Below are 12,329 nucleotides of genomic sequence, written 5' to 3' on the forward strand. Positions count from 1 at the left end.
AAAGACGCCTGAAACCTTGCGGTTTCAGGCGTCTTTGCCTGTTCTGTGCGGTATCGGTCCGGCGACTGCGCCCTGACCTACCGTTGTCCCCCGGCTTGCTGGCACTCGATCTTCGTTGACCGACGGGGCTGCCCACTCGACGGTGTTCGCGGTGGGCCTGGATAGTCTCTTGCAGCGAGCGTGCCAAACCTCGTCCAGCCCTATTCACGGTCGCGCATTCACCGCTAATCCCCTTGTGGGAGCGGGCCTGCCCGCGAAGACGCCAGCTCAGGCACTGCAAGCCAACCGCCGCCCACCTCCCCTGAGCAAGCATCGCCAACTGCCTTGCGATGGTGCGATCACCCCACCTGCGGCTTCATAAAAGTGCAGCCAGCCCTCAGGAGAGACTTGCGCTCGATATCAGTTGGTCAGTTGACAAAGATGCTGAATGTGCCGCCGTCATCGCGAGCAGCCCGCTCCCACAGGGGTAAGTGGTGGCTGCGGGGCTGGGGTTCAGCACAGACTTCCTGTGGGAGCGGGCTTGCTCGCGATAGCGGTGGCTCAGTTTGAAGGGATGTTGGCGGTCCTATCCACCATCGCAACGATACTGACAAGAAGCTCTTGCTTCGCCTCGTGAGCGCTGATCTCCCCGGTGGCAGCGGCATTGGACAGGGCTTCAGCCGCCCCGAGCATCGCCCGCAAACCGGCCTGGGTGATGCCCTTGCTGCCAGCGAACGGTTCCAGCACGGCGCGGCACTTGTCGAGGAAAATCCCTTCGTATTCGCGCTTGATGCGTTCCAGTTCTGGCGAGCTGGTCAACGCCGCAATCACCCCGGGGATCTCTCGGCCTTGCAGTAGCACGCACTCGACGTAGGAACAAGCAATCACCGCCGCCCGGCTTAGCAGGGTCGCGTCGCTGGCGTCCAGGGCCGCGTCCATCAACACAGTCTGGCGAGCGTCGAAATCCTGGTACAGCGCCGCCAGCAACCCGGATCGGGTAATGAAGTGGTCGTAGACGATGGGCTTGGTCACCCCCGCCTGGTCTGCCAGCCGGGCCAATGTCAGGGCGTCGCTGCCCTCCTCCCGCACCAGTCGCCAGGCGACGTCCAGCAATTGTCGCTGCCGGTCAGGCCGGGATAAACGACGACGAGGTGAAGACTGCGAATGTTCGTCAGTGCTTGACATGCTAACTTTACCAACCGTAACTTACTAACCGTAACTTAACCCAGCATACCTGTCTTCCTGACTGCGTGACCAGAAGGAGTTTCGCCATGCGTGCACTGATCGTTGTGGCTCACCACGACCCTCGTTCCCTCACCCACAGCCTGGCCGGAAAAATCGCCGAGGGCATCACCCGCGCCAACCCCGCCAATACGTTCGAGATCGCCGACCTGGCTGCCGAAGGCTTCGACCCGCGCTTCAGTTTTGCCGACCATGCTGTCCATCACCGAGAGGCCTCGCCGCCTGCGGATGTGTTGGCCGAGCAAGCCAGGATCGACCGTGCCGATGCGTTGGTGCTGGTCTATCCGATCTATTGGTGGTCCATGCCGGCGCTGCTCAAGGGCTGGATCGATCGGGTGTTTTCCAACGGCTGGGCGTTCGATTTCAGCCTCGACAAGCCGTTTGTCCAACAACTGCAACACATGCGGGTCCACCTGGTGGCGGTCGGTGGCGCCGATGCCGACAGCTTCCAGCGCCACGGCTACGGTGAGGCGATGACCACGCAGATCGACCATGGGATTTTCGATTACTGCGGCGCCCGCGTGGTGAGCGCCCAACGTTTGCTCGAATCGGAAAGCGCCGATCCGCACCAGCATTTGCAGGCCGCTGGCGTCATCGGCCAGCGGGTGTTCGCAGCGCTCGACGAGATCACGCACGCGCCAATCGCCAGGGCTTGCGTCTGACCTCAGAGGGCACGGCCATGGGCAGCAGACAGTTTCGCATCACGCCCATAGATGTCCGGGATGTACATCGCCTGGCCCTGGCTGTCCACTTGTACGGTCCAGTACCCCAGCATGATCGGCATGGGCCGGGCCAGCCTGAACTCATGGGTCATCTTAGTGGCCAACAGCTTTTCGGTGCGTGCACGTTCGGCCGGGCTTACCAGCAGGTCACGCAAGTGCATCACTTGCTCGACTCGCACGCAGCCTGAACTGACGGCCCGCGGGCCTTTGCTGAACAGCGCCTGGCTCGGTGTGTCATGCAGGTACACCGAGAACGGATTGGGAAAGCGAATCGCCATTTTGCCCAACGGGTTTTTCGGACCTGGATCCTGGCGCAGCATGAGGTTGCCCGGGTGCTCCCAGTCGATATTCTCTGCCAGTAACGGCAGGCCATCACTGTCGAGGATCCGCAGGTTGTGGCGGTTGAGAAACTCCGGATCACGGCGGATTTCGGGTAGTTTGTCTTCGCGCATGATGGTGGGGGGAATAGTCCAGCTCGGGTTGAGCGTCAGTCGGTTGACGTGGGACTTGAGCAACGGTGTCTGCCGTTGCGCACGGCCCACCTGGGTGCGGGTTTGCCAGACCGGCGCGCCACCTTGGTAAACCGTCAGTTGGGCCGCCGCCACGTTGACCAGGAGGCTATCGGCCTCCACGTCCTGGGCCAGCCAGCGCATGCGTTCCAGGTTGATGCGCAACTGCTCGCGGCGCATGGCCGGGCTGATGTTCAGCTCAGTAACGGTCCACGGCCCCACCACCCCATCGGCCTGTAGCGAATGCTGGAGCTGGAAGCTCTTCAGCGCATCCACCAACATGGGACTGTAGTGCTCGTCGGTCACCAGCGGTGGTGTAGTCAAGTAACCTTCGCTGAACAGGCGCTGGGCCAGGGCGGGGACGCGGGCGTCCTGCTTGTCCGGTTGCAGCAGCGGCCCGCCCGGTACGGGTTGCCAGCTGGATAAAGGCTGTTGCCGCAGCCGGGCGTAGAGGTCGCGCAGGTGGCGATAGAGGTCCAGCTTCGGTCGGGCCTGTTCAAAGGCACTGGCGATGTTCTGCAGGCCCTGCCCGGCGATGGCCAGCACCACGGCCTGGTGGTCCTGTGGCGGCGGGTTGGCCTTCCATACCGGTTCCAGCCGGTCTTGGGGCAAATAGCCAAAACGCAGGTCATGCAAGGCTTGCAGGTAGCGCTGGCTGATGGCGATGTCGACACAATGAACGCCTTGGTCTGCCTCCTGCGACGGCAGGCTATAGCGCGTTGGATCCAGACCGTCGTCGGCCAGTTGATGCAACTGGGCCTGCAACGCCATCCGTCGTTCGTCGTCCGTCCAGGCTTCCTGGCCTGCGTTTTGCTGATAAAACGCCTGCAAGTCGAGCAGCGTCTGAAAGCCGACACCCGCCGCTATTGTTGGGCATGCAACCGCCAGTTGCGCCAGTGTGGTCTGCACAAGTGCCGGATCGCTGTCTTCGGCTGTCGCGACCAATGGTGCAGTGAGCAATAAAAGGCTCAGGTAACATGCGGACTTTTTGAACAACTGCTTTACTCCACTCCATGACCGTCTCGTTGACGGTCAATTTTGCGACAGGTATGACCCGCCATTATGCAGACAAACGAAATCGGATGGGATGCCGCGAACGAATACCACGCTGCAAACGCTTCGCCTGTACAGGGCATTTTGCGCCGACTCTGCCTGGTCATACTGGGGCTGGGCGTCATTTGCAGCCCGGCACTGGCCGAAAAAAAGACGAATTCGCAAACACTCTACAACAGCCTCGCCCACACCGCGCCAGAACTCAATCCCCTGGCGCTCAAAAGTGCCTTAGGCGCCATGCAATGCGCGGTCGCCAATGGTGCCAGCCAGGCCCGCCACCTGGCGGTCATCGACTACTCGCAACCCTCTACGGCCCGTCGCCTGTGGATCTTCGACCTGCGTCAGAAGAAGCTGGTATTGCGTGATCTGGTGGCCCACGGGCAAAAATCCGGGGAAAACTTCGCGACGCAATTTTCCAATCGCCTGGGCAGTTACCAATCCAGCCTGGGCCTGTTTCGCACCCAGGAAAGCTACCAGGGCGCCCACGGTTATTCGCTGCGCATGGACGGCCTGGAGCCAGGCTTCAATGACCTGGCCCGAGATCGGGCGATCGTGATCCATGCCGCTGACTATGTGAACCCGCTGTGGAGCGTGCGCCAGGGACGCATCGGGCGCAGCCTGGGCTGCCCTGCCGTACGCCCCCAGGTGGCGCGTCAGGTGATCGACAAGCTCAAGGGCGGTCAATTCATGTTTTCCTGGTACCCAGATCCCAGTTGGCTCAAGCGTTCGGCGTACCTCAACTGCCAGCCGCAACAGGTTGCCAGCATTCTTGGCAGCAGCGGCAGTTAAGGTGGTGAGGGATTGCGCTGGGGTAGCCTGCGGTTAAAATGCCGGCCTTTCGAATCCCTGGCGTTGCCTGAATGAATTGCGTAGCCCTTCAAACCCTTCACGCCCATTTGCTGACAGCCCTGGAGTCGGCGTCAGAAGAAACCCGGCGCCTGTTCCATGGCCGCGGGCGCTGCTGGCCGGGCCTGGAGCAAATCACTGTCGACTGGCTGCAAGGGGTGGTGCTGGTCTCGCTGTTCAAGGAACCGGAACCCACGCACCTGGACGATTTGATCGCGACATTGCTGGCGCTCACTCCGTCGCCGGCCTGGCAGCAGAGCAAGGCTCATACGCTGGCGGTGCAGCACCGCTACCTGCCGCAAAGCCTCACCCAATGGCTGACGGGCGAGCCCATCGACGAATGGACCCTGACCGAAGGTGGCCTGCGTTACCGGATCGATCTGGGCAAGAAGCAAAACAATGGCCTGTTCCTCGACATGCGTTATGGCCGCGACTGGGTCCGGGCCAACGCCGATGGCAAACGAGTACTGAACCTTTTCGCCTACACCTGCGGTTTTTCGGTGGCGGCCATCGCCGGCGGCGCGCAGCATGTGGTCAATCTGGACATGTCCCGTGCGGCCCTGAGCCGAGGCCGCGACAACCATCGACTCAACGGCCACGACCTGAGTCAGGTGAGTTTCCTCGGCCACGATTTGTTCAAGTCCTGGGGCAAGGTGATCAACAGTGGCCCATACGACCTGGTGATCATCGATCCGCCGACCTTTCAGAAAGGCAGCTTCCTGCTGACCAAGGACTATCAGCGGGTATTGCGTCGTCTGCCGGAACTGCTGACAGCCCACGGCACAGTCCTGGCCTGCAGCAACGACCCAGCCACCGGCGCGGATTTCCTCATCGACGGCGTTACCGAGCAAGCGCCGGGGCTGATCTTCGAGAAACGCCTGGAAAATCCGCCGGAATTTCCTGACGTCGATCTGGCGTGTGGCCTCAAGGCCTTGGTCTTCAAGACGACGCCTGGCCACTGAGCGGTAGCGCCGCTACCGCGGCCCAGCAATGAAGTTTGTGCAGGCGTGCCTCGACTTCGACTCAGACCACCAAGGTCAACCAAGCCGACACCAGCAGCATCACCGCCATCACCCGATTGAACCGTCCCATCGCCACGGCGGAGCGGCAGAAACGTGCGGCGCCGCGGCCCAGGTAGGCCCAGACGGTCATGCACGGGATCGAAATGGCGAAAAACGCCAGGGACAGCCAGAGGACCCGCACGGTACGGTCGGCTTCGGCCCCTGCAAAGACGCTGACCACCGCCAACGCCATCATCCAGGTTTTCGGGTTCACCAACTGCAACCCGGCGGCCCCCGCCAAGCCCAGCCGGGGGCCTTCGACAGGACGGTTCGGGTCGATGGCCTGGGCCGGTGCGCTGAAAATCTGCCAGGCCATCCAACTCAACCAAGCGATGCCCGCCCATGAGAGCAGCGTCTGAACCGTGGCATGGCGCGCCAACACGTCGCCCAACCCGGTGCCGACCAAAAGCACCAGCAAAGTCGCCGCCGCGCAGGCACCGAGGATGATCGGCACAGTGGTTGCCAGGCCGAAGCGCGAGCTATGGCTCAGCACCAGGATATTGGTCGGGCCCGGGGTGATGGAGGCGACAAACGCGAACAAGGCAAACGGTAGTAACTGGTCCATGGAGCGACATCTCGGTGAATGATCGATCGCTTGATCATCCCCATGAAACCGCGGTCAGTCTGGAACAATTGAGCAGCGCTTGCGGTAGCCCGCGGGGCTCAGGCGATAGGCGCGCTGGAACCAGCGGCCCAAGTGACTTTGGTCGGCAAAACCGAGCATGGCCGCCACTGCCACGGCACTCTCGCCACGCGCCAGCAGGCGCCGGGCACGGGCCAGGCGCAACTGGATCAGATAGGCATGGGGCGCCAGGCCGAAAGCCGCCTTGAATGCACGGCTTAGGCGGAAACGATCCACGCCGGTGACTTGCGCCAAGTCATCCAGCCCAATGTCTTCACTCAGGTGACTGTGCAGATAATCCCGGGCCTGCTGCGCCACCAATGGCAGCCGCGGATCCGGGTTAATCCGCGCCCGCCAGTGCAGGTGTTGGGTCAGGGTAGCCAACAGGGTATCGAGGGCCGTCTGGCGCACGATGCGGATCTCCTGCTCGTGCAGACTCTGGAAGGCCATGGCCGTGGCACTCGCCAGCGGCACATCGTCCGTCAGGGTGGCGGCAAAGCCAAGTTGGGCGTTGTCCGGCGCCACGTCGAACAAGGACCGCAATTCGCGCTCCAGCCATTGAGGCTCCAGGTACAACGTGCGATAGGTAAACCCGTGGTCGTGGGGGGCGTTGCCATCATGCAGCTCGCCGGGCTCGAGCAGGAAGACTTTACCCGGCGTGCTGTTGTGCTGCTGGCGCCGGCAGTGAAACTGCTGCACGCCCTGCTCGGTCACGCCCACCAGATAGGCGTCATGCCAGTGGGGGTCATAGGCATGCCCCTCGAAATGCGCACGCACGGTCTCGATACCGGACGTGGTGTCCTGCTTGAGATCGATCCAGTTGCGCGCCGTCATGCCCTATCCTGCTTGGTGAATGTGCTCTTGGCAGATTAACTGCTGATGAGGAGAGTGTCTGGAAGATTTGTGCAGACCTTGTGGAATTCGGGTCTGCTCGCGATGGTGTTCGGTCTGTAGATGCATCTGTGACTGACCCACCGCTATCGCGAGCACGCTCGCTCCCACAGAAGAAACGCGGTCCCACCAAGAACCAGGTCGGCTACTAGGCCGCCTCGCGGTGGACGTTGATCTCAGGCACACCGAGCCTAAGCGAGGTGCCGAGTGGTGGGGCATAAAGCGTTTTGCTTACTTTTGCGCTCTTCAAAAGTGAGCCGCTGTAAGAGCGGAACCCTAAGCAGCCGTTACCGCGAAAATGGATATGTACCCGATCAACAAAACCGGCCATTCCCACCTCAGGCATCCGGAGTAATCACCGGCAACACCGTCTCCACCGCCAGACGGGCCAGTTCAGCATCCTGCTCAGCCTTGACCCCAGACACCCCGATAGCACCAATGCACTGGCCGTCATGACGGATGGTCACGCCGCCCTCGAGCATCCCCTGCAAGTGCGGAGCGCTGAGGAACGCGTAACGTCCCCCATTGATCATGTCCTCGAAAACCTTGCTGTCGCGCCGCCCCATGGCGGCGGTTCGCGCTTTTTCGGTGGCGATATAGGCCGACAATGGCGAGGCATCGTCCAGGCGCAGCAGCCCCAGGGGATGACCACCGTCGTCCACCACGCAAACCGACACCGCCCATTGGCGCTGGTGAGCCAGCTCCTTGACCGCCACCAGCAATTGCGCGACGTCCTGCTCAGTGAGTACCGCTTTGGTTTTCATGGATCACTCCTACTGTGCAACAACAAGCCCGGGAGACAATCAGGCGCCCGCCCATCCGGTCGAAATATAGGTTGTGCGGACCATAGCGCACATGTAGGCGTTCATTGAAGCCCTGGCACCGGTGATCTACCGCTCTTGAGGCGAATACCTACGCCCGCACCAATGGATCCATTGATAAAACCAGTTGTCCGAACGACCCGCAAAAACGTTGACAAGCAAATTAGTTAAGAGAGTTAATGGATCCATAGATAAGAACAACATCCGCCTGGAGATCCCTCATGTACCCCAAAAATGCCTGGTACGTTGCCTGCACCCCCGATGAAATCGTCGACAAGCCTCTGGGTCGCCAGATCTGTGGTGAGAAGATGGTTTTTTACCGGGGGCATGAAGGCAAGGTCGCGGCCGTGGAAGACTTCTGCCCCCATCGCGGCGCCCCGCTCTCCTTGGGTTATGTCGAAAATGGCAACCTGGTGTGCGGTTATCACGGCCTGGTGATGGGCTGCGACGGCAAGACCGTCGAGATGCCTGGGCAACGAGTACGAGGCTTCCCTTGCAACAAGACCTTTGCGGTACAGGAACGGCATGGATTCATCTGGGTCTGGCCCGGTGACCAGGCGCTGGCCGACCCGGCGCTGATCCATCATCTGGAGTGGGCCGAAAGCGATGAATGGGCCTACGGTGGCGGCCTGTTCCATATCCAGTGCGACTATCGCCTGATGATCGACAACCTGATGGACCTGACCCACGAAACCTACGTCCACGCCTCGAGTATCGGCCAGAAGGAAATCGACGAGGCGCCGCCGGTGACCACGGTCGAAGGTGATGAAGTGGTCACCGCCCGGCACATGGAAAACATCATGGCCCCGCCGTTCTGGCGCATGGCTTTGCGCGGCAACAACCTGGCCGACGACGTGCCGGTGGACCGCTGGCAAATCTGCCGTTTCACCCCGCCCAGCCATGTGCTGATCGAAGTCGGCGTGGCCCATGCCGGCAACGGCGGTTATCACGCTGCGCCGCAATTCAAGGCGTCGAGCATCGTGGTGGATTTCATTACGCCGGAAACCGAGACGTCGATCTGGTACTTCTGGGGCATGGCCCGGCACTTCCAACCACAGGATGACGCCCTCACCGCGTCCATTCGCGAAGGCCAGGGCAAGATTTTCAGCGAAGACCTGGAAATGCTCGAACGCCAGCAGCGCAACCTGCTGGACCATCCGCAACGCAATTTGCTCAAACTCAACATCGACGCTGGCGGCGTACAGTCTCGCCGGGTGCTGGAGCGCTGGATCGCACGGGAACGGGAAGCACAGGCCGGGTTGATCGCCAGCAACCATCAACCGCAACAGGTGGAGCAACGGTCATGATCGAAGTCCAGGTCGCAGCGCGACACAACGAAGCCCTCGATATCTGCAGCTACGAGTTGACGCGTGTCGATGGCGAGCCGTTGCCGGCCTTCACCGCCGGTGCCCATATCGATGTGCACTTGCCTGAAGGGCTGATTCGTCAGTACTCGCTGTGCAACCATCCCGAAGAACGGCATCGCTACCTCATTGGCGTACTCAAGGACCCCGCGTCCCGTGGCGGTTCGCGCAGCCTGCATGAGTTGATCCAGCCAGGCATGCGCTTGCACATCAGCGAGCCGCGCAACCTGTTCGCGCTCGCCCCGCAAGCCCGGCGCAGCCTGTTGTTTGCCGGAGGGATCGGCATTACGCCGATCCTGTGCATGGCCGAGCACCTGGCTCAGAGCGGTGCGGCGTTCGAGTTGCATTACTGCGCCCGCGCCCGGGACCGCGCGGCCTTTGTCGAGCGTCTGCGCCAGTCTCCTTATGCCGACCGGGTCTTCCTGCATTTCGATGAAGAACCTGAAACCCTGCTGGACGCCGCCAGGGTGCTGGCCGCGCCCAGTGACGACGTACACCTCTACGTCTGCGGCCCCGGCGGGTTCATGCAACACGTCCTCGACACCGCCAAGGGCCAGGGCTGGCAGGAAGACCGCCTGCACCGCGAATACTTTGCCGCAGCCCCCACCGACACCCGTGCCGATGGCAGCTTTTCAGTCAAGCTGGCCCGCAGCGGCCAAGTGTTCGACGTGCCGGCGGACTGCAGTGTGGTGCAGGCGCTGGAGCGCCATGGCATCGAGATTCCGATCTCGTGCGAACAAGGTGTCTGCGGCACCTGCCTGACGCGTGTGCTCGAAGGTGTACCAGAGCATCGGGACATGTTTCTGACCGAGGCTGAACAGGCCTGCAACGACCAGTTCACGCCATGTTGCTCCAGGTCCAAGACACCGATGCTGGTACTGGACCTCTAACACAGGCCTTTTGTGGGAGTGAGCCTGCTCGCGATGGCGTCAGCTCAGCAGCATTGATAGTGACTGACCCACCGCTATCGCGAGCAGGCTCGCTCCCACAGGGGATTTGTGCTGAATACAAATTCTGCATTCACCGAAAAACATTGTGGGAGCGAGCCTGCTCGCGAAGAGGCCGGAACATCCAGCATTGATGCAAGCTGACCCGGCGCTATCGCGAGCAAGCTCGCTCCCACAAGGGGATTTGTGCTGGGTTCACAAATCCATCCACAACTGGGGCTGTTCACTCCGAACGAAGAATCACCGTCATCCGCTCGTCAGCCAGCGTCGAGCCGAAGACTTCGGCGTAACGCAGGGTCGCGTTAGCATGCTCGCGCATGATTGCCTCGGCGCGGCCGCTCTGGCGGTTGATCAGGGCGTCGAACACCGAATGGTGTTGCATATGGGCATAGTTGAAACGACGAAATTCGCCGGCCATGTTCTGGCGATCCACCGCCAGGGCGGTGACTGAGGCGAATGGCAGATGGTCGTTGCGGGCCAGGGCATCGGCAATCGCCGGGTTGTGGCTGCCTTCGACGATCACCTGGTGAAAACGCATGTTGAGGTCGTGGTAGACCTCCAGGTCCTCCTCGGTCACATAGCCCTTGGCGAACAGTTCATCGCCCTGCAGCAGGCATTGCTCGAGTATCGCGCGGGCCTCTTCAGACAAGCCATACTCGGCCGTCTGCCGTGCTGCCAGACCTTCCAGCACGCCTCGCACCTCCACGGCCCCGGCGATCTGCTCGGCACTGACCGAGCGCACCTGGAAACCTCGTCCGCCGAAGCGCACCAGCAACCCTTCCTGCTCCAGGGTACGAAACGCCATGCGCACCGGCATGCGCGAAACGCCGAACAGCTCGGCCGTGGGTACTTCCATCAAGCGCTCGCCAGCGGTCAACTCGCCCGAGGCGATCATTTTGCGCAGCGCAACCAGCACCGTTTGGCCGGGCTTACTCATCCAGGCGATTCCACAGAAAAGAAGCCATCATAGTAGAAGGCTTGGCGCAGCGTGTCACGGCAAGGCAGTGGCAGCCAGGCTGGCCGCCACAGCGGGCTGTTCAAGTCCCTGCCAACTCGCGCAACTGCGCCAGGGTCTGCTCGTCCAGGTTAATCCCATGCTCATCGGATTTGCTGCGTTCGCGATGGCGACGGTCTCCCGGCAAGCGCCGCAACCCAACGCCATGCATCTGTCTGACCAGTTCCTGGCTGCGCTCGGCGAAGTTTTGCCCAGCTGTCTTGGTGGGGTCGATCACGATCAACAACTGACCGGTCCACGGGGTCTTGGCGCCCGGATGGTTGTGCCAGTCGAATTCGAAGGAAAAATTACCGCCAGTCAGGGCCGCCGCCAGCAACTCGACCATCATCGACAAGGCCGAGCCCTTGTGCCCGCCAAAGGGTAAGAGCGCTCCACCTTCGAGAATCGCCTTGGGGTCGCAGGTCGGCTGGCCGACGCTGTCCACGCCCATCCCCGGCGGCAACAACTCGCCCTTGCGTGCAGCAATCTGTACGTCGCCGTGGGCAATGGCGCTGGTGGCGAGGTCGAAGACAATCGGCTCACCGCCAGCCCGTGGCGCGGCGAAGGCAATGGGGTTGGTACCGAACAATGGCCGGTCTGCGCCATGGGGCACCACGCACGTCATGCTGTTGACCACGCTCAACGCCACCAGGCCTTCATAGGCAAACGGCTCGACATCCGGCCAGAGGGCGGCAAAGTGATGGGAGTTGCGAATGGCCAGGATGGCGATACCGGCACTGCGGGCCTTCGCCACCAGCAATGGACGCGCGGCGGCCAGGGCCGGCTGGGCAAACCCGTTACCGGCGTCCACCGCGACAAACCCTGAAGCGACGTCCTCGACCACCGGCACGGCCTTGCCGTTGACCCAACCGCTGTCGAGTGTCGAGACATAGCCGGGAATGCGAAACACCCCATGGCTGTGGGCACCGTCGCGCTCGGCCCCGGCGCAGTTTTCAGCCAGGCACCGAGCGACTTCGGCCGACGAGCCATGACGCAGGAAAATTTTCTCCAGCAAGCTCACCAGAGCATCGAAAGACAAAGTGCAAGAAGCGGCATGATCGGATGGCGCAGACATCTGAAGCTCCAGAATGATTGTTGGAGGTAGCAACAGCGTAAAAGGACCCGCCGGGTGATTAAACACCGTTTCAGGCGCGCACTGTCAATGCTTACCACGGCGCCTGCCCTGCCTGACAGGTCAGAAACCAGCGTGCGGTAACTATGTACCACCTTTGCTCAGCCATCGTTGCCTAGTCTGGCGGCTCCTCCACGTTCGCGTCG

12 protein-coding genes are annotated in these 12,329 nt (G+C 61.7%); 5 read left to right on the forward strand and 7 right to left on the reverse strand.

What is annotated here, in order from left to right; translation table 11 throughout:
* Positions 1-540: 540 nt before the first annotated feature.
* Positions 541-1,164: a TetR/AcrR family transcriptional regulator gene (locus AACY31_RS07305; RefSeq protein WP_339479432.1), complete on the reverse strand. Its 624-nt coding sequence runs from the start codon at positions 1,162-1,164 to the stop codon at positions 541-543.
* Positions 1,165-1,250: 86 nt separating this feature from the next.
* Here AACY31_RS07305 and AACY31_RS07310 point away from each other — a divergent pair, with 86 nt between their 5' ends.
* Positions 1,251-1,883, forward strand: coding sequence for an NAD(P)H-dependent oxidoreductase (locus AACY31_RS07310; protein ID WP_339479434.1), 633 nt, complete (start codon positions 1,251-1,253; stop codon positions 1,881-1,883).
* A gap of 2 nt (positions 1,884-1,885) precedes the next feature.
* Here the strand turns inward: AACY31_RS07310 and AACY31_RS07315 are convergent, their stop codons facing one another.
* Positions 1,886-3,448, reverse strand: coding sequence for a L,D-transpeptidase family protein (locus AACY31_RS07315; RefSeq protein ID WP_339479436.1), 1,563 nt, complete (start codon positions 3,446-3,448; stop codon positions 1,886-1,888).
* 162 nt (positions 3,449-3,610) lie between these two features.
* On the opposite strand from AACY31_RS07315, the gene AACY31_RS07320 reads away from it, so the two are divergent.
* On the forward strand, positions 3,611-4,294 hold the full coding sequence (locus tag AACY31_RS07320; protein ID WP_339479456.1) for a murein L,D-transpeptidase catalytic domain family protein: 684 nt from the start codon (positions 3,611-3,613) through the stop codon (positions 4,292-4,294).
* A 71-nt stretch (positions 4,295-4,365) separates the two neighbouring features.
* Positions 4,366-5,313, forward strand: a complete 948-nt coding sequence (locus AACY31_RS07325; RefSeq protein ID WP_339479438.1) for a class I SAM-dependent methyltransferase — start codon at positions 4,366-4,368, stop codon at positions 5,311-5,313.
* Positions 5,314-5,374: 61 nt separating this feature from the next.
* Here AACY31_RS07325 and AACY31_RS07330 read toward each other — a convergent pair whose 3' ends face one another.
* The 3 genes from AACY31_RS07330 to AACY31_RS07340 all read right to left on the reverse strand — a co-directional run bounded on the left by AACY31_RS07330 (position 5,375) and on the right by AACY31_RS07340 (position 7,689).
* Entirely contained in the window at positions 5,375-5,977 is a 603-nt protein-coding gene (locus AACY31_RS07330) for a LysE family translocator (protein ID WP_339479440.1), read from the reverse strand.
* Positions 5,978-6,031: 54 nt separating this feature from the next.
* On the reverse strand, positions 6,032-6,868 hold the full coding sequence (locus tag AACY31_RS07335) for an AraC family transcriptional regulator (RefSeq protein WP_339479442.1): 837 nt from the start codon (positions 6,866-6,868) through the stop codon (positions 6,032-6,034).
* 395 nt (positions 6,869-7,263) lie between these two features.
* A complete protein-coding gene (locus AACY31_RS07340) occupies positions 7,264-7,689 on the reverse strand; it encodes a GlcG/HbpS family heme-binding protein (protein WP_339482967.1) in 426 nt (141 codons plus the stop codon).
* A gap of 278 nt (positions 7,690-7,967) precedes the next feature.
* Here AACY31_RS07340 and AACY31_RS07345 point away from each other — a divergent pair, with 278 nt between their 5' ends.
* The gene (locus AACY31_RS07345; RefSeq protein WP_339491864.1) at positions 7,968-9,053 is read left to right on the forward strand and encodes an aromatic ring-hydroxylating dioxygenase subunit alpha; all 1,086 of its coding nucleotides are present in this window, start codon (positions 7,968-7,970) and stop codon (positions 9,051-9,053) included.
* Positions 9,050-10,000 (forward strand): PDR/VanB family oxidoreductase, encoded by a 951-nt coding sequence (locus tag AACY31_RS07350; protein ID WP_339482964.1) that lies wholly within the window; start codon positions 9,050-9,052, stop codon positions 9,998-10,000. Before AACY31_RS07345 ends, AACY31_RS07350 begins: the two co-directional genes overlap by 4 nt.
* A gap of 280 nt (positions 10,001-10,280) precedes the next feature.
* Here AACY31_RS07350 and AACY31_RS07355 read toward each other — a convergent pair whose 3' ends face one another.
* Together AACY31_RS07355 and AACY31_RS07360 are read right to left on the reverse strand one after the other, a co-directional pair.
* Positions 10,281-10,994 (reverse strand): GntR family transcriptional regulator, encoded by a 714-nt coding sequence (locus AACY31_RS07355; RefSeq protein WP_339482963.1) that lies wholly within the window; start codon positions 10,992-10,994, stop codon positions 10,281-10,283.
* Positions 10,995-11,094: 100 nt separating this feature from the next.
* Entirely contained in the window at positions 11,095-12,126 is a 1,032-nt protein-coding gene (locus AACY31_RS07360) for an Ldh family oxidoreductase (RefSeq protein ID WP_339482962.1), read from the reverse strand.
* Positions 12,127-12,329 lie beyond the last annotated feature (203 nt).

Origin of the sequence: Pseudomonas sp. RL_105y_Pfl2_101 (genome assembly GCF_963970585.1) — a bacterium.
GTDB lineage: Bacteria > Pseudomonadota > Gammaproteobacteria > Pseudomonadales > Pseudomonadaceae > Aquipseudomonas.